Source organism: Asticcacaulis sp. P2_B1 (genome assembly GCF_056404915.1).
Map to the genome: position 1 here is coordinate 562,824 of NZ_JBFUDD010000002.1, position 15,943 is coordinate 578,766.

General features: G+C 59.9%; 19 protein-coding genes. 16 read left to right on the plus strand and 3 right to left on the minus strand.

Going from position 1 to position 15,943, the window contains the following annotated elements; all coding sequences use genetic code 11:
* Nucleotides 1–17 precede the first annotated feature (17 nt).
* Nucleotides 18–239, plus strand: a complete 222-nt coding sequence (locus AC1DX3_RS06855) for a phosphopantetheine-binding protein (protein WP_476988506.1) — start codon at nucleotides 18–20, stop codon at nucleotides 237–239.
* 43 nt (nucleotides 240–282) lie between these two features.
* A complete protein-coding gene (pseF, locus tag AC1DX3_RS06860) occupies nucleotides 283–972 on the plus strand; it encodes a pseudaminic acid cytidylyltransferase (protein ID WP_476988507.1) in 690 nt (229 codons plus the stop codon).
* A gap of 105 nt (nucleotides 973–1,077) precedes the next feature.
* Here the strand turns inward: pseF and AC1DX3_RS06865 are convergent, their stop codons facing one another.
* The gene (locus tag AC1DX3_RS06865; protein WP_476988508.1) at nucleotides 1,078–1,725 is read right to left on the minus strand and encodes a trimeric intracellular cation channel family protein; all 648 of its coding nucleotides are present in this window, start codon (nucleotides 1,723–1,725) and stop codon (nucleotides 1,078–1,080) included.
* Between the two features lie 59 nt (nucleotides 1,726–1,784).
* On the opposite strand from AC1DX3_RS06865, the gene AC1DX3_RS06870 reads away from it, so the two are divergent.
* Together AC1DX3_RS06870 and AC1DX3_RS06875 are read left to right on the plus strand one after the other, a co-directional pair.
* A complete protein-coding gene (locus AC1DX3_RS06870; RefSeq protein ID WP_476988509.1) occupies nucleotides 1,785–2,630 on the plus strand; it encodes a pirin family protein in 846 nt (281 codons plus the stop codon).
* 50 nt (nucleotides 2,631–2,680) lie between these two features.
* A complete protein-coding gene (locus AC1DX3_RS06875) occupies nucleotides 2,681–2,896 on the plus strand; it encodes a hypothetical protein (RefSeq protein WP_476988510.1) in 216 nt (71 codons plus the stop codon).
* Nucleotides 2,897–3,146: 250 nt separating this feature from the next.
* Here AC1DX3_RS06875 and AC1DX3_RS06880 read toward each other — a convergent pair whose 3' ends face one another.
* Nucleotides 3,147–4,295, minus strand: a complete 1,149-nt coding sequence (locus tag AC1DX3_RS06880; RefSeq protein ID WP_476988511.1) for a CobW family GTP-binding protein — start codon at nucleotides 4,293–4,295, stop codon at nucleotides 3,147–3,149.
* A gap of 270 nt (nucleotides 4,296–4,565) precedes the next feature.
* On the opposite strand from AC1DX3_RS06880, the gene rplU reads away from it, so the two are divergent.
* The 7 genes from rplU to rlmH all read left to right on the plus strand — a co-directional run bounded on the left by rplU (nucleotide 4,566) and on the right by rlmH (nucleotide 9,261).
* Entirely contained in the window at nucleotides 4,566–5,093 is a 528-nt protein-coding gene (rplU, locus tag AC1DX3_RS06885; RefSeq protein ID WP_476988512.1) for a 50S ribosomal protein L21, read from the plus strand.
* 27 nt (nucleotides 5,094–5,120) lie between these two features.
* Nucleotides 5,121–5,390 (plus strand): 50S ribosomal protein L27, encoded by a 270-nt coding sequence (gene rpmA, locus AC1DX3_RS06890; RefSeq protein ID WP_476988513.1) that lies wholly within the window; start codon nucleotides 5,121–5,123, stop codon nucleotides 5,388–5,390.
* 215 nt (nucleotides 5,391–5,605) lie between these two features.
* Complete coding sequence (locus tag AC1DX3_RS06895; protein ID WP_476988514.1) at nucleotides 5,606–6,202, plus strand: GNAT family N-acetyltransferase; 597 nt, start codon at nucleotides 5,606–5,608, stop codon at nucleotides 6,200–6,202.
* Nucleotides 6,203–6,498: 296 nt separating this feature from the next.
* Nucleotides 6,499–7,554, plus strand: a complete 1,056-nt coding sequence (obgE, locus tag AC1DX3_RS06900) for a GTPase ObgE (protein WP_476988515.1) — start codon at nucleotides 6,499–6,501, stop codon at nucleotides 7,552–7,554.
* A 3-nt stretch (nucleotides 7,555–7,557) separates the two neighbouring features.
* A complete protein-coding gene (locus tag AC1DX3_RS06905) occupies nucleotides 7,558–8,241 on the plus strand; it encodes a nicotinate-nucleotide adenylyltransferase (protein WP_476988516.1) in 684 nt (227 codons plus the stop codon).
* 128 nt (nucleotides 8,242–8,369) lie between these two features.
* Nucleotides 8,370–8,768, plus strand: a complete 399-nt coding sequence (gene rsfS, locus AC1DX3_RS06910; protein WP_476988954.1) for a ribosome silencing factor — start codon at nucleotides 8,370–8,372, stop codon at nucleotides 8,766–8,768.
* A gap of 1 nt (nucleotide 8,769) precedes the next feature.
* Nucleotides 8,770–9,261, plus strand: coding sequence for a 23S rRNA (pseudouridine(1915)-N(3))-methyltransferase RlmH (gene rlmH, locus AC1DX3_RS06915; protein ID WP_476988517.1), 492 nt, complete (start codon nucleotides 8,770–8,772; stop codon nucleotides 9,259–9,261).
* On the opposite strand, the gene AC1DX3_RS06920 is transcribed toward rlmH, so the two are convergent.
* Nucleotides 9,258–9,641, minus strand: a complete 384-nt coding sequence (locus tag AC1DX3_RS06920; RefSeq protein ID WP_476988518.1) for a hypothetical protein — start codon at nucleotides 9,639–9,641, stop codon at nucleotides 9,258–9,260. The genes rlmH and AC1DX3_RS06920 overlap by 4 nt on opposite strands.
* Nucleotides 9,642–9,752: 111 nt before the next feature.
* Here AC1DX3_RS06920 and AC1DX3_RS06925 point away from each other — a divergent pair, with 111 nt between their 5' ends.
* The 5 genes from AC1DX3_RS06925 to AC1DX3_RS06945 all read left to right on the plus strand — a co-directional run bounded on the left by AC1DX3_RS06925 (nucleotide 9,753) and on the right by AC1DX3_RS06945 (nucleotide 15,906).
* Nucleotides 9,753–10,907 carry a murein hydrolase activator EnvC family protein gene (locus AC1DX3_RS06925; RefSeq protein WP_476988519.1) on the plus strand — a complete coding sequence of 385 codons (1,155 nt, stop codon included), beginning with the start codon at nucleotides 9,753–9,755 and terminating at the stop codon, nucleotides 10,905–10,907.
* Nucleotides 10,908–11,117: 210 nt separating this feature from the next.
* Nucleotides 11,118–12,611, plus strand: a complete 1,494-nt coding sequence (locus AC1DX3_RS06930; protein ID WP_476988520.1) for a S41 family peptidase — start codon at nucleotides 11,118–11,120, stop codon at nucleotides 12,609–12,611.
* 21 nt (nucleotides 12,612–12,632) lie between these two features.
* Nucleotides 12,633–14,099: a hypothetical protein gene (locus AC1DX3_RS06935; RefSeq protein WP_476988521.1), complete on the plus strand. Its 1,467-nt coding sequence runs from the start codon at nucleotides 12,633–12,635 to the stop codon at nucleotides 14,097–14,099.
* 95 nt (nucleotides 14,100–14,194) lie between these two features.
* Nucleotides 14,195–15,433, plus strand: coding sequence for a divergent polysaccharide deacetylase family protein (locus tag AC1DX3_RS06940; RefSeq protein WP_476988522.1), 1,239 nt, complete (start codon nucleotides 14,195–14,197; stop codon nucleotides 15,431–15,433).
* Entirely contained in the window at nucleotides 15,430–15,906 is a 477-nt protein-coding gene (locus AC1DX3_RS06945; protein ID WP_476988523.1) for an RNA pyrophosphohydrolase, read from the plus strand. Before AC1DX3_RS06940 ends, AC1DX3_RS06945 begins: the two co-directional genes overlap by 4 nt.
* Nucleotides 15,907–15,943 lie beyond the last annotated feature (37 nt).

Sequence of the window (15,943 nt, forward strand, 5' to 3'; positions counted from 1 at the left end):
TTTCAGGAGTTCTCCCCATGGACAAGCCCGCCTTTTTCGCCGCCGTCGCCGAAATTTTGGAAGTCGATTCCGCCGGTTGGACCGGCGATGAAGTCATCAACGATGTCGGCAACTGGGACAGTTTGTCGGTCATTTCCTTCGTCGCCATGGTCGATTCCGACATGGACCAGATCGTCGACGGCGAAAAGCTGAAAGACGCCGAGACCTTGAACGATCTGGCGGCCCTGGTCGGGCTGTAAGCCATGATCGTCTTTAAAGACGCACGGCAGTGTTGGTGACGCGATGAAGAAGGTCGCCATCATTCCGGCGCGCGGCGGGTCGAAGCGCATTCCGCGCAAGAATATCAAGCCGTTCATGGGCCAGCCGATGATCGCCTATTCGATCAAGGCGGCACAAGAGTCGGGCCTGTTCGACAGTATTGTCGTGTCGACCGACGATGAGGAAATCGCCGATGTGGCGCGCGGTTTTGGCGCCGAAGTGCCGTTCATGCGGCCGGCGGATTTGGCCAATGATCACGCCGGCACGGGTGCGGTGATTATCCATGCCTTGCAGTGGTTTAGCGACCAGGGGACGCCGTTCGACGCCGCCTGCTGCATCTATGCGACGGCGCCATTTCTCGATTCAAAACGTTTGGTCGAGGGTTGGAAGAAATTGCAGGCGCCGGGCAAGCGGTTTGCCTTTTCGGTGACGTCCTATGCCTTTCCGATCCAGCGGGCCTTGCGGGCGGCCGGTGACAGCGTCGAGATGTTCTGGCCGGAAAATTTGATGAAGCGGTCGCAGGATCTGGAGCCGGCCTATCATGACGCGGCACAGTTCTACTGGGGCTGGGCGGAGGCGTTTTTGAACGGCGAGGTGACGTTTTCGAAGATCTCGGCGCCGGTGATTTTACCGCGCACCCAAGTGGTCGATATCGACACGCCGGAGGACTGGGAGGTCGCGGAAGTGACCTATCGGGTGTTGAAGGGGCTGTAGGCGGACACGCTTCCGGTGCGATTCGGAGTAGACATGGGTTTGTTCGAGGAAAACCGGCGCTCCGAATGAGGAATAGCCGGTTTCTAAAAGTATTATAATACCCATTTAGCCGTGGTCGGTTTCATGGCCGGCGCCGGGGAAACCTGGCAGGCTCAGATTAAAGACGATGGCGCAAGCGCGTAAGGCAAAGCCCGCTGCGAAGGCGATCAGAGCGGCGGGCCAGAAGTCGAGGCCCAGCAGTTTCAAAACAACGAAGGTGGCGGCGCCCAGCAGGGCCGCTGTGATATAGATTTCGCGGCGGACCAGCAGATTGGGCTCACCGGCCAGAACGTCGCGGATAATGCCGCCGAAGGCCGTCGTCAAAACACCCATGATCATAGCGCTGAACGGGTGGACGCCAAGATTGAGCGCTTTCGCGGTGCCGACGACGGCATAGGCGGCCAGGCCCAGGGCATCGAGCCACAGGAGCGCGCGGAAGCGCCAGCCGCGCTTGCCCAGGCTCCAGACGATGACGGCGGCGATCAGGCAGACAATAATATAGCCGGGCCGCTGTACCCAGAAAACCGGCGCGCCGATCAGCAGGTCGCGCAGGGTGCCGCCACCGACCCCGGTAATGGCGGCGAAGAAGCCGAAGGTGATGATGTCCTGCTTGCGGCGCGCGGCCGCCAGGGCGCCCGATACCGCGAAAACAGCGACGGCGGCGTAGTCGAGCCAATAAAAAGCAGCCAAAAGAGGAGATGAAGAGGCGTCCATGGGCGACGTGCTAGCACAGACCGCGGGACGCGCCTATATGGGCCGTGAAGGAGATTACCATGGCCGTATCCAAACCCGTTGTGCGTCTGCATGAAGCCTATCGCGACGATATCGGCGACCTGGTGACAAGGCGGCCCCTGCCCGGCTTGAAGATCGATCAGTTGGGGGCGTTTCTGTTCCTTAATCATCACGGGCCACAGGTCTATGCGCCCGGGAATAAGGGTTTGCCGTTCGGGCCGCATCCGCACCGCGGTTTCGAGACTGTGACCTTTATTCTTGAGGGTGAGCTGGCGCACCGCGATTCGGCCGGCCACGAGAGCATTATCCGCGAAGGTGGCGTGCAGTGGATGACGGCGGGTTCGGGCCTGGTCCATGCCGAGATATCGCCGGATGGTTTCAAAAAGGTGGGCGGGCCGTTGGAGATCCTGCAATTGTGGGTCAATCTGCCGGCCCGGCTGAAAATGACGGCGCCGCGCTATACCGGCGTGCAGAGGGACGAGATACCGGCGATAGCCGTGGGTAAGGATGTGACCTTAAATCTGGTATCGGGCGAATGGCAGGGCCAGGCGGGCGCGATTACGTCCTTGACCGGTGTGTTTATGACGACCGTGGAGATGAAGGCCGGCGGACGGATTTCTTTCGATGATCTGGCCGGGCGCGATGTGTTTTGTTATGTCGTCAAGGGCGAGGCGGCGATCAACGGCAGCGATATCCGGCACTGGAACCTGGTGGAATTCGGCGCCGGCGATACGGTCGATATCGCAGCTGTCAAGGACACCGTCCTGTTGTTCGGCCACGCTGAGCCGATCTATGAGCCAGTCGTGGCGCACGGGCCGTTTGTCATGAACACGACGGATGAAATTCGCCAAGCCTATGCCGATTATCAGGCCGGGAAGTTTGGTTGATGGCTTCAACATGCCAGTGACGATACGTCACTCAGATAGGGATTGCGGTCGTGACAGAATATGCTTGGTTTGAAATTTGGGTCGATGACACGGCTGAGCCGCCCTATGTCCTCATTCTGCGGTCAGATGCCGAGGAGACCAAATTCGATATCTACGATCCTGGTGAAAAGACCATCCGCGATTCTGTAAGTTCCTATCAGGACGCTATGTTTTGGCTGACCGAGGACGAGTACACGAAAGTCAACGGCAGGATGATGGTGGATTAAGACGAAATGACGTCACATTGAGTTGGCAATCAGAAGAAGTCAGAAAAAAGAACCCCTCACCCGGCAGGCTGAAGCCTGCCACCCTCTCCCCTTGAAAAGGGAGAGGGGGACAAGAACACTCATTTTACAAACAGTTATTCTGTCGGACGCCATAAGTGAGCTTTCCGTCAGCAACAAGCGCGCTGACAGGGCTCAGGCCGCTCCGCTCCCCGTTTCGCCCGCGGGCTGACGAGGGAGGATATCTGGCGTTTTATTCCGTGACGCAGGCGTTAAAGCCGGCGGTCAGGGCGGCTTCGTCAAGATGGCGGCCGATGAAGACGGCGCGCGAGATGCGCTTTTCACCCTCTTTCCATTGGCCTTGCAGGTCGCCTTCGAGGATCATGTGGACGGCCTGGAAGACCAGGCGCTTGTCCTCGCCCTTGACGTCGAGGATGCCCTTGGCGCGCAGGATGTCCTGACCCTTTTCTGCCAGCAGTTTGTCGAGCCAGCGGGTGAATTTGACACCGTCCATGGGGCGGGCGGCGCTCAGTGACACGCTTTTGATCTCTTCGTCGTGGATCGGATTGATGGCGTGGCTGCAATGTTCGTCGTGAACATGGCCCGCTTCGCCGTGGGCCGGGCCATGGTCGTGATGATGATGGTCATGACCGTGATCATGGTCGTGGCCATGGTGGTGATGGTCATGGTCGTGGTCATGATGGTGGTGGTCGTGATGATCATGGTCATGCCCATGATCGTGGTCATGACTGTGATTGTCGATCGATTCCATCTTGCTGAGGTCGAAGCGGTGCTGGTTGAGCAGGCTCTTGATATCGACTCCCGAGCGCGTGGCGCGGGTGATGGTGGCCAGGGGGTTCAGGCCCTTCAGGCGAGCTTCGATCTCATCGAGGCGGGCGGCGTCGACCAGGTCGGTCTTGTTGAGGATGATGTGGTCGGCAAAGGCGACCTGTTCCTTGACGACGCGGTCTTCGCCAAAGGCCTGGTCGAAGAACTTGGCGTCGACCAGGGTGGTGACGGAGTCGAGGTAGGTCTTGGCCTTGATGTCTTCGTCGACGAAGAAGGTCTGGGCTACCGGGCCGGGATCGGCCAGGCCCGTGGTTTCGACGATGATGGCGTCGAAACGGCCCTTGCGCTTCATCAGACCCGACAGGATGCGGATCAGGTCGCCCCGCACCGTGCAGCAGACGCAGCCATTGTTCATTTCGAAGACCTCTTCGTCGGCGCCGACGATCAGGTCGTTGTCGATACCGATCTCGCCGAACTCATTGACGATGACGGCGTATTTCTGACCGTGGTTTTCGCTGAGGATACGGTTGAGCAAGGTCGTCTTGCCGGCGCCGAGATAGCCGGTCAGGACCGTGACGGGAGTTTTCAAAGAGGCGGCAGCGGTATCGGCCATGAGCATGTTACTTTATAAAGGAGAGCGGAATGACGCTTAGTTAAGCCTTCACGCATTGAAATCAAGCCTTGATCTCTATACATCGGCGCAGGCGGTTTGATTTGGTTATAAATTAGACTGGAGCCGTCGTAAAACCCGTTGACTCGTCGGGATATCCTTGTATAAGTCGCCGCCTCTCGCCCGGAGCCTTTGGTTCCCGGGGCGGTTTTCCATTCTCCCGCGCAGAGCTTTCCTTTATAAAGCCCCGTGCCTACGCAAAGGTTCTTGACCATGTACGCGGTCATCAAAACAGGCGGTAAGCAGTACCGTGTATCGGCCGGCGATCTCATCGTGGTCGAAAAGCTCGAAGGCGATGCCGGCGCGGCGTTGAAGTTCAACGAAGTGCTCATGATCGGTGACGAAGCCGGCGCCGTGGTCGGTGCTCCGCTGGTCGACGGCGCTGTCGTCGAAGCCACCCTGATCGAAACCCGCAAGGGCGAAAAGGTTCGCATCTTCAAGAAGACCCGCCGTCAGGGCTATCGCCGTACGCGCGGTCACCGTCAGGTCCAGAGCGTCCTGCGCGTCACCGGTATCACCGGCGCCGGCAAGTCGGCTGCCTGGGAAGGCACCGTGTCGCTGACGACGAAGGCCGAGCTCGATGCCCGCGCCCGTAACCTGGCGCCGCGCAACCTGGCTGCTGCCATGGAAGAGCCCGAAGTCGTGTCGGTCCCGGTCGTCGCTGAAGAAGCCGCGCCCGCGCCGAAGAAGAAGGCCGCTCCCAAGAAGGCCGCTGCTGAAACCACCGCTGACGAAGCGTAAGATCAAAGTTTAAGAGGAGCTCCTCCCATGGCACACAAAAAATCTGGCGGTTCGTCGCGCAACGGTCGCGATTCACAGTCCAAGCGCCTCGGCGTCAAGCGTTTCGGCGGTGAAGCCGTTCTGGCCGGCAACATCCTGGTCCGTCAACGCGGCACCAAGTTCTTCCCCGGTGACAATGTCGGCCTCGGCCGCGACCACACCCTGTTCGCCACGGCGACCGGCAATGTGAAGTTCACCACCAAGCGTGACAATCGCTGTTACGTGTCGATCCTTCCGATGGCGGCAGCCGCCGAATAAGCACGATCGAGATATTCGGATCGTGCTGATACCAGCCGATCCGGACCGAGTTTTGAGCGGGAGTCCGGATTTCACCGGGCTCCCGTTTTCTTTTTTCATGTTGGCATAAACCAAACGTGATCCCGCTCAAAAGCACCATGGTTGAACTGACATAGTTCGACCCTAAATAGGCCCTATCCGTTGGCTTAAGTCGGACCGGGGCAGGAGACCGAGCAATGATCACGCGCATCAATGAAGACTTGACCCATGAAGATTGGGGCCTAAGCCAAAACCGGCCGGATGAAGTCAGCGTCGAAACGACACGCCTCAGCCTCAACGCCTTGCAGCCCGGCGACATCGACGATTTTATCGCCGTCTTCGCCGACAAGAACTCGGCGCGCATGACGCACGCCATCCCGCATCCCTTGAGCCGCGATGAGGCCGAGAAACTGCTGGCCGGCATGGCGGCGGCGAAACTGACCCATTGGGCGATACGCGACGATCATGAGCGATTGATCGGCGTGGTCAGCCTGACCAAGTCGGCCTGTGGCGCGCCCGCCGGAATTCATACCTTCGGGCCGAACCTGAGCGTCTTTATCGCGCCGGCATACCAGGGCCGGGGTTTTGCCCTGGAAGCCGTCGATGGGCTGCTGCGGTGGGTCAAGAAGCGCAAGCTACATCGCATCATCCATGCGGCGCACTTTGCCGACAACGAACCGTCGGGCCGGCTGCTGGTCAATGCCGACTTTCTCTATACGGGGCGGCGGACGATGGAGACATCGCTGGCGCGCGACGGCGAGCATGAAGCCTGGCATATGATACGGATCCTGTAGGGTGGAACTTTTCTAATAGCGACCGGTGGGCGCGGACACCCGGCCCACCCCACCACCCCCGCGCAAAGAGGCGCGGCGGTCCCCCTCCCCGACAAGCGGGGAGGATCAAGATTGGCAACACACTTCAACTTTCAAGCATTCGTGCTTTAAATTTCTACAGGTCCCAACACTTCAACATTCCTTCTGACGCAAGATCATTGATCTTGCGTCCATTTTCGTTCAAGACGTCTTTCGGTAAGACGCGTTTTTTGCGAAAAACCGGTCAACCACTTTTTCGAAAACGCTTTAGCCCCACAATGAAATTCCTCGATCAGTGCAAAATCTATATTCGTTCCGGTAACGGCGGCGCCGGCGCCGTCTCCTTCCGGCGCGAAAAGTTCATCCCCAATGGCGGTCCCGACGGCGGTGACGGCGGCAGGGGCGGCGACGTATGGATCGAAGCCGTCGACGGCCTCAACACGTTGATCGATTACCGCTATCAGCAGCATTTCAAGGCCCAGACCGGCGAGCACGGCAAGGGCCGGCAGATGCACGGCGCCAATTCCGAGGATATCGTGTTGCGCGTGCCGGTCGGCACCGAGGTCTTCGAGGAAGACCATGAAACCCTGATCATCGACCTCGATACCGAGGGCAAGAAGTTCCTGCTGGCCAAGGGCGGCAATGGCGGCTGGGGCAATACCCGTTTCAAGGGCCCGATCAATCAGGCGCCGAAATTCGCCCTGCCCGGCCAGGATGGCGAAGAGCGCTGGATATGGCTGCGCCTGAAACTGATCGCCGATGCCGGTCTGGTTGGATTGCCCAATGCCGGCAAGTCGACCTTTTTGGCGGCGTCGTCGGCCGCCAAGCCGAAGATCGCCGACTATCCGTTTACGACCCTGGTGCCCAATCTCGGGGTTATCGATCTGGGGCCAGAGCAGCGCTTTGTCATGGCCGATATTCCGGGCTTGATCGAAGGCGCGTCGGAAGGCGCCGGGCTCGGCACCAAGTTCCTGGGGCACGTCGAACGCACCAAGGTTTTGATCCACCTGGTCGACGGCACCGGCGAGGACCCGGTCCTGGCCTATAAGGTCATCCGCAAGGAGCTCAAGGCCTATGACGCCATCCTTGGGTCGAAGACCGAACTGGTCGCCATCAACAAGTGCGACTCGCTCGATGCCGATGCGCGCAAGAAGCTGAGCGCCAAGATCAAGAAGGTGTCGGGCCAGACGCCGTTCCTGATTTCCGGTGTCTCCGGCGAAGGCGTCCGCGAACTGTTGTTCGCCGCTTTGGAAACCATCACCGGTGAGAAACAGGCCGAAGCCCGTCCCGCTCCTGAAGTCGCTCCGGCCTATAATCCGATGGATAACCGATAATAGATGTGGTTCGCAGGCCTCGCCCCAATGAACCCGGCCGTGCGTGCCGGCGGCCTGCGACCGGGGTTCCATCTGGAACGCGGCATGAAGATCGGGCTGTTCGGCGGTTCGTTCAATCCGGCCCATGCCGGCCATCGCCATGTCGCCGAGACGGCGCGGGTGAAGCTTGGGCTTGACCGCATCGTCTGGCTGGTGTCGCCGCAAAATCCGTTGAAAAACAAGGCCGAGACGGCGCCTTTGGCCGAACGCATCAAGCAGATCGAACCGTTTATCGGTCCGAACGACATCATTTCCGATTACGAGACGCKCATCCACGCGACCTATACGCTGGATACCCTGCGGGCTTTGAAGGCGCGCTATCCCGGCGTCAATTTCGTTTGGATCATGGGGGGCGACAGCCTGGCCAGTTTCCACCGCTGGCGCGGCTGGGTGCAGATCATGCACATGGTGCCGGTGGTGGTGGTGTCGCGGCCGGGCGCCATGATGCATGCACGCTTTTCTCCGGCGGCCAAACGTTTTGCCCGCTATCGCGTCAAGGAGCGCCAGGCGGCTATCCTGCCTTTGATGCCGGCGCCGGCCTGGGCCTATATCAAGGGGCCGCTGCACGCCCATTCGTCGAGCGCCATCCGGGCGCAATTGAAGCACAATGCCGGGTCGCGCGACGGCTCAAGCCCAGACACGCCATAAAATCTCATCAAATTACGTTGAACGGGTGACCAAAGGGCATATCTGTGCTACTGTCCCCGCCTGTGGATCATAAAGGAACCCCGAAACTGTCTCCCCAAGCCGCGCACGACGCGCCCAATTCCGCGCCTCTGACAGAGGCCCCCCTGGATCACAACCTGACGTCCCCCGATACGGACGGCATGGAACCTCTCGAGACCCTGATCGTCGAACGTCTTGACGGCGACAAGGCTCAGGACATTGTCTGCATCGATTTGAAGGGCAAGTCATCGGTCGCCGATACGCTGATCATCGCGTCGGGCCGTTCGCACCGTCACGTCGGCGCCTTGGCCGATCACGTATTGCGCGCTTTGAAAGAGGCCGGTTTCGGCAAGGCCAAGGTCGAAGGCCTGCCGGCTTGCGACTGGGTTTTGATCGATGTCGGCGATGTGGTCGTCCACATCTTCCGCCCGGAAGTCCGCAGCTTCTACAATATCGAGAAGATTTGGTCGCTGTCGCCGGAAGGCACGGGCCACACGATCCCGGTCTAGCGTGAAGCTGACCCTGTGCGCCGTCGGGAAACTGGGCGCGACGACGGAAAACAATCTCGCCAAGGATTATCTCAGCCGCGCCTCGTTAACGGGGCGCGGTTTAGGCATTTCGGCGGTCGATTTGTTGGAAGTGGAGGCCAAAAAGGGCCTGAAGGCCGCGACCTCGGCCATGTTGAAGGCCCAGGAGATGGAAGCCATCCGCGCTGCATTGGGTGAAGGCGGGATTTTGATCACCTGCGACGAGCATGGCGACGCCTTGACCTCACGGCAGATCGCGCAGCGTTTGAATACCTATAAGGACCGCGGCGAGCGCCGGGTGACGTTTCTGATCGGTGGGGCCGATGGGCTGGATCCTGGTTTGTTGAAGTCGTCGGCGTTTTCGCTGGCGTTCGGGCCGCAGACCTGGCCGCATGCCCTGGTGCGAGTGATGCTGGCCGAGCAGATGTATCGCGCGACGACGATTTTGGCCGGATTACCCTATCACCGTGATTAGGATCGGTTGCCGGCGTTAAGATATCTGATAATCCCGCGAAACAGAAAAAAAACGCCCAGCGCGATGGCGCTCCAGAAGATGAGAAACCCCTGCCCTTCGGTGCGGTGCAGGCTACTTACGAATGTAAGAGCAACACCTACCAACAAGAAAAACACGCCGATACCCATACCGGGCAAGGCGTTTTTCCGGCGCAGGGCCGCCACAAGTTTGCGTGCCGCGACAATATAGCTCTGAGCTTCGACTGCGGATATACCATAGGCTTCAAGAGCGGTTACGATCTGGGCGTCCGAATAGTGTTTCAACATCAGGTCGAAGGCGGTTTGCAYGGCCTGTCGCTGAGCCCAGTCGGGTGTGTCGGTCGTGGTGTCGTCTAATGCCATGATGTCCCCCTGATACAGGCTAACCGCGGGGGGTGCATCGGGTCAAGATGTGACACCAAATCAGGCGGACTATTCATTGAGACTTAATACGAAACACCCTATTTCAGGACCATGAACCGTTCTTCGGCCTATTTGATTCTGACCGGCCTTGCTGTCAGCGCCCTTGTCGGGGCGATGCAGAGCGACGTCAGTGCTCAGTCTAAGGTCAAGGCCTTGACGCCGGTCGAGCAGAACGATCTCGACAACCTTTCGGCCCAGCGTCGTGCGGAGTTGCGCAAGAGCGATCTGACGCGACAGACGGCCAGGCAGATCGGGTTGGAGATCGAGGATTTGCGTCAGCAGATCATCGATGTGTCGAAGAAGCAGGGGGTCAGTGAGACGCGGGCGGCGATTTATCGTGCCAAGCTGGAGACCATCAATCTGCAGGAAGCCGATATCACGCGGCGATTGACGGCGGCGCGCGGCAAGGAGTCGCGGTTGTTGTCGGCCTTGCAGATCTATTCGCGCAATCCGCCGCCGACCATCTTCATCGCGCCGCAGAAGGCCAATGACGCGGTCTTGGCGGCGATCATCATGAAGGCGATTACGCCGGAATTGCAAAAGCGCACCGATGTTTTGGTGCAGCAGAACGAGCAATTGGTCAATTTGCGGCGGCAGGCGGCTTTGCAGAATGAGGCTCTGTTCATTTCCGAGGGCGATGTGTCGGACCAGAGGCGCCAGATCGAGGCGCTTATCCAGCAGAAGATGACGCTGGAGGATCAACTGCTGGGCCAAGCCGACCAGATGGAGGCCAATGCGGTGGCGTTGAAGGCGCGGGCGGACCGGGTGACGGGCAGTTCGCCGCTGAAGGGCTTTTTGGGGTTGGGGCCGCGGGACGACGTGACGCATTTGGGTCAGCCGGTGGTTGGCGACAAGGTGCGCGATTACGGTACGGCGGATGTTGTAGGGGGTACGGCGCCGCCCAGCCGCGGCATCTATTATTCCGCTCAGCCGGGGTCGCAGGTGGTGTCTCCCGGCGAGGGTGAGATCGAGTTTGTCGGGCCTTTGGATTCGTATGGCCAGGTGATTATTTTGGACATCGGGCACGGTTATCATGTGGTGCTGACGGGTTTGGGCCGGGTCTATGTCGACAAGGGTCAGACGGTAGCGCGCAACGAGCCTTTGGGGCGGATGCCAAACCTGTCGGACAAGAAGACGGTTTTGTATATGGAGCTTCGGCGCGGGGAGGATCCGGTGAGTCCGGCGACGGCGATAGCGCTCCAGTAACGGGGCGTGGGGTCCGCGACCCCACATCTTCTCTTACTTCCTTTCCTGACCTAGGCCCCCTTGGGGCAAGGTCTGGAAAGGAAATAGGAAAGGCTTGGGGCCTCAGGCCCCAAACCCCGGCCTTGGAGCACTATTTCGCCCCGCCCCGTTTACGCCACACTCACACTCTTATATGTATGCATGAAAGCGTACCCATCAGGCCGGACACACATGAAGAATATTTATCTCGGCGGCATCGCCGCACTCGCGCTGAGCGTCGGCGCCGTGGCCTATGCCAACCAACCCGTCTTCTCGCCCCAGTCCGATACCTACCAGCAACTCGCCCTGTTCGGCGACGTCCTGGCCATCGTCCAGCAAGACTATGTCGTCAAGACCGATTCGAAAAAACTGATCAATGCCGCCCTGCAAGGCATGCTGGCCAGCCTCGACCCCCATTCCAACTACCTGTCGGACGACGACTATACCGACCTGAAGGAAAAAACCCGCGGCTCCTACGGCGGCATCGGCCTGGAAGTCACCGGTGAAGACGGCGCCGTCAAGGTCATCACCCCGATGGACGATACCCCCGCCAGCAAGGCCGGCATCGAATCGGGCGACTATATCACCGCCATCGACGGCACCTCGATCCTCGGCCTGCCGCTCAATGACGCCGTGTCGAAGATGAAGGGCGATCCCAATACCAAGCTGACCATCACCGTCGTCCGCACCGGTAAGAGCGATCCCTTCGACCTCACCCTCACCCGCGAAATCATCGTCGTGAAGTCGGTCAAGACGCGCATGGAAGGCGATTTCGGCTATCTGCGCATCGCCTCCTTCTCGGAAACCACCGCCAAGGACACCCAAACGGCCCTGGCCGACCTGATGGCTAAGAACCCCAAGATGAAAGGCCTGGTCCTCGACCTGCGCAACAATCCGGGCGGGCTGCTGGAACAATCGGTCGGCGTCGCCGATCTCTTCCTCAATGGCGGCGAAATCGTCAGCCAACGCGGCCGCAATCCCGGCGACATCCAGCGCTATCAGGCGCATAAGGGCGACATGCTGAACGGCCTGCCCATGGTCGTCCTGACCAATCCCGGCACCGCCTCAGCCGCCGAAATCGTCGCCGGCGCGCTCCAGGACCAACACCGCGCCTCGACCGTCGGCCTGACCACCTTCGGCAAAGGCTCGGTGCAGGAAGTCATCGACCTGGGCCAGAACCGCGCCGTTAAGCTGACGACCGCGCGTTACTACACGCCGTCCGGCCGCTCGATCCAGAAGACCGGCATCGAACCCGATCTCGAAGTGGCGCAATCCAAGGACCAGGCGAAATATATCGCCACCTCGGCCCTGCAATATACCGAAGCCGCCTATGCCAACGCGCTCGACGCCGACGAAGGCAAGGTCCGCCGTTCGCCGCATGCGGTGCAAGAAGTGCCGCCGGAATCATTCGACACCAAGACCGGTGACTTCGAACTGACCCGCGCGCTCGATGTCCTGGCCGATGGCGGCGACGTCAAAATGGCTGCCGCCCATCCGCGCGGCACCGCCATGGCCGACGCCGACCTGGTCGCACAGCCCGGCAAACGCTTCGAAGGCAAGGACAAGGTGTCGGACGTCAAACCTGCCGGCGCAACGGCCGCTTCGGTCGTCGAAGGCGCCAAGAAGGCCGAAGCCGGAACGACGACCTCTTCCAGCGCTTCGAGCTCGTCATCGGGCAGCAAATAAAAGGGTTCAGGGGGCGCCATCATGAAGTTTTTCAAGATGGTGGCGCTTCTGGCCCTCGTGGTCGTGGTTGTTGCCGGTGGGCTTGTCGCCAGCGGTACGGTGCCCACCCAAGACCTGCTCAATTTCCTACAAGGCCGAGCGGCCAAACCGACTGTTACGCTCTCGACCAGAGCCCAGGATCATGACACCTATATCGAGGTGTATCACCAGGGAAATCAGGAAAAGCCACCGCCGACTTTATGGTTGGGGACAGAGCCAAACCTGCCACCGCAGCCGCAATTTCCGGAAGGCCCAGATAGCTTTGATCCTTGGGCTTACCCGTTCCATTGGTATTTTGCCCATCCTGTTGAGCTATCCGACGACCAGTACCTGAACATTCTGGGCCTGACTCAAGGTCTGAAATGTGAAGACCGGGTCATCGACTTTAATACCGATCTGACAGTGACGACTATTGTTGACGGTCACCGTACATCCGTATGTTTTATACAAGGCGATACGGCGCGCGCCTACGCAGCGGCGCTTGTAGAAGCCAAGCCCGACGATATACCGGGAAGATACAATCCCCTTGACGATCTCGTGCGCTTTCTCGCTCACCCTATAATGCCGTCACGAGCGAGCGATGCTGCAAAACCCTCGGGTTGGACCGAGTTGCGTCATGATCCTTCGCCCAATATGGCCAAGGCATCCCTATGGCTAGGAACAACTGCCAACTTGCCGCCGCAACCGGACGACCCGTCGGTGACGCGGTTGGTTCTCAGTGACTATCAATACCAGAGAGCCTTTCTGTCGTCATATAACGAAGCGACCTGTGAAAGCGCCCCTAATGGAAAGAACTACACTACGCGTGACATCGGGCATGGCTGGGATGACGAATTGGCGATCAGCACTGTAACATCGCAAAGACGCAGCGGCTGCATGACTGCTGGCACAGAAATATGTGGCGTGCTGCATAACCTTTATGACGTGTTTGCCGACGATACCGACAGGCGTAATGGCGATGCGGTGAAAGCCATGGCCAACGGCTTTCAATGCCTGCCCGACGCCTGGCCGAACTTGGTGGCGACAGAATTCATGATGCCGGATGGACCGGGCGCCTATATCCAGGTCAAGGCTAATGGGTGGGACACGACCGGGAATCGCGTATGGATTGGCACCCATGACGCCATGCCAGCGGCCAATCCGGACGCTGGGGCGGAATGGCAGGCCACGAAGCAGGTAAGCCGTCTTTATGTCTCCCAAGAAGGCTATGCCGCGCTGAGCAAGACCGCCAAGGGGTTTACTTGCGAACAACGGATGAGTGAGGGCGGCGATACAATCCAGGTGAGGATTCCGGCACCGCAATGGGGCACGACACGCTGCGACGTTGGTGGCGCACCGGCCTGTCGATTTATACGTGCACTGGCGGCATTCCCGGACGCCGATCCCATAACGGCCGACAGGCTGAAAGGTTATGCCGCCGGTCTGGGTTGCGATTCGGTCAAGTCCTGATCTTGTCGGCAATTTTGCCGCTTGATTCAGCTTTCGTTAGGCTTTGTTAACCCTGATCCGGCATAACTGGAGCTCAGTTTACGGATCAGCGGCCCATGTTTGCTAAGCCCAAAATGCCATCCCTGACCAATGCCGCGGGTTTCAAATCCGCCGGCATGAAAATTGATGTCAAGGCATTGGTGGCGCCCGTCGTCGAAACCTTCAAAAAGCCCTATGTCGCGCCGGTGTCGGCGTTCGGCGCCTTTGTCTGTGTCCTGATTGTGTTCCTGAACCTGGCCGGCGATCCGGAAGCCGGCTCGCCGTCGGTGCGCATCAACCTGCCCAAGGCCAAGGGTTCCGTCACCCTGGCGGATACGGCCGGCGGCAGCACTTCGGGCGACGACCAGGCCGGCATGCAGTCCCTGACGCTCGACAGTCTGGGCCTGTTCCCCGATGCCAGCGCCAGCAATTTCAGCCTGAACGGCGATACCTCCGCGCCACCTTCGGGGACCGCTGTCATCACCATGCCCGGCGCCGACGACAACGCGCCTTCAGCGGTCAGTGTCGTGCGCGGACCGTCCTCGCCACTGGCTCAATCGCCGATCGCGGGCCTGGTCCAGACGACCAATACCGGTCCGTTGCCGATGATCGCGCCCACAGGCATGACGCCGGCTTCGGCCTATGCCCGCCCGTTCAAGAGCGACGGCCGCCCCATGGTGGCGCTGATCGTCGGCGGCCTGGGCCTCAATCCGACCACGACACGCGAAGCTATTGATCAGTTGCCGCCGGAAGTGACCCTGTCCTTCGTGCCCTATACGACCGGCCTGCAGGGCTGGATCGACCTGGCGCGCGCTTCGGGCCACGAAGTCATGATCGAAGTGCCGATGCAGCCATCCAACTATCCCGACAATGATCCGGGCCCGCAGACCTTGATGGCCAATGCCGCCACGGACGACCTGACGAACCATCTCAACTGGGCGCTCAGCCGGGCCACCGGTTATTTCGCGGTCAGCAATTATCAGGGCAGCGCGTTTTTCAAGGACAAGGCCGGCACCGCGACCTTCCTGAGCAATTTGAAATCGCGCGGGGTCGCCTTTATCGACGATGGCCAGGCCAAGGGCTTGCAGGGCGCCTGGGCGCGCGGCAGCGCCGATCGCATCATCGACAACCAGATCAACGCCACGGCCATTAATGCCCAGCTGGCGGGGCTGGAGGCGACTGCCAAGAACCGCGGCAACGCCTTGGGGACGGGCTTTGCCTATCCGGTGACTCTGGCCGTGGCGCTCAACTGGACGCAATCGCTGAATGCCAAGGGCCTGCAATTGGCGCCGGCGTCCGCGATAACCCATCAATGAAGCATCCACCTTCCGAGTATCGCCCGAATGTCGGGCTGGTCGTCTTTAATGGCGAGGGCAAGGTGTGGATCGGTCATCGCTTTGGCATCGGTGGCGATCATGCCTGGCAGTTTCCGCAGGGCGGGGTCGACGAGGGCGAGGACCTGGAAGCGGCGGCTTTGCGGGAACTGTATGAAGAGACCGGGATTCGCAGTGTCGAGCTGATCGGGCGGACCAAGGACTGGGTGATGTATGATTTCCCGGCCGAGGTTCTGGCGCAGAAGAAGATCGGGCGGAACTTCAAGGGTCAGAAGCAGATCTGGTTTGCTTATCGGTTTGTCGGTGAGGATGCCGAGATCGATTTGAAAGCGCATCATGAGCAGGAGTTTTCGCGTTGGGAATGGTGCGATATCGATCGGGTGATCGATCGCGTGGTGCATTTCAAGCGGGATAGCTATCGCAAGGTGATTGCGGAATTTCGTGGGCTTGCGTGAAGTTTACGGGGCGTGGGGTCCGCGACCCCACATCTTG

Excerpts from the sequence above, each read along its gene's own strand:
- AC1DX3_RS06855 (WP_476988506.1), top strand. The coding sequence starts at position 18 with ATGGACAAGCCCGCCTTTTTCGCCGCCGTCGCCGAAATTTTGGAAGTC.
- pseF (WP_476988507.1), top strand. The coding sequence starts at position 283 with ATGAAGAAGGTCGCCATCATTCCGGCGCGCGGCGGGTCGAAGCGCATT.
- AC1DX3_RS06865 (WP_476988508.1), bottom strand. The coding sequence starts at position 1,725 with ATGGACGCCTCTTCATCTCCTCTTTTGGCTGCTTTTTATTGGCTCGAC.
- AC1DX3_RS06870 (WP_476988509.1), top strand. The coding sequence starts at position 1,785 with ATGGCCGTATCCAAACCCGTTGTGCGTCTGCATGAAGCCTATCGCGAC.
- AC1DX3_RS06880 (WP_476988511.1), bottom strand. The coding sequence starts at position 4,295 with ATGGCCGATACCGCTGCCGCCTCTTTGAAAACTCCCGTCACGGTCCTG.
- rplU (WP_476988512.1), top strand. The coding sequence starts at position 4,566 with ATGTACGCGGTCATCAAAACAGGCGGTAAGCAGTACCGTGTATCGGCC.
- rpmA (WP_476988513.1), top strand. The coding sequence starts at position 5,121 with ATGGCACACAAAAAATCTGGCGGTTCGTCGCGCAACGGTCGCGATTCA.
- AC1DX3_RS06895 (WP_476988514.1), top strand. The coding sequence starts at position 5,606 with ATGATCACGCGCATCAATGAAGACTTGACCCATGAAGATTGGGGCCTA.
- obgE (WP_476988515.1), top strand. The coding sequence starts at position 6,499 with ATGAAATTCCTCGATCAGTGCAAAATCTATATTCGTTCCGGTAACGGC.
- AC1DX3_RS06925 (WP_476988519.1), top strand. The coding sequence starts at position 9,753 with ATGAACCGTTCTTCGGCCTATTTGATTCTGACCGGCCTTGCTGTCAGC.
- AC1DX3_RS06930 (WP_476988520.1), top strand. The coding sequence starts at position 11,118 with ATGAAGAATATTTATCTCGGCGGCATCGCCGCACTCGCGCTGAGCGTC.
- AC1DX3_RS06935 (WP_476988521.1), top strand. The coding sequence starts at position 12,633 with ATGAAGTTTTTCAAGATGGTGGCGCTTCTGGCCCTCGTGGTCGTGGTT.
- AC1DX3_RS06940 (WP_476988522.1), top strand. The coding sequence starts at position 14,195 with ATGTTTGCTAAGCCCAAAATGCCATCCCTGACCAATGCCGCGGGTTTC.
- AC1DX3_RS06945 (WP_476988523.1), top strand. The coding sequence starts at position 15,430 with ATGAAGCATCCACCTTCCGAGTATCGCCCGAATGTCGGGCTGGTCGTC.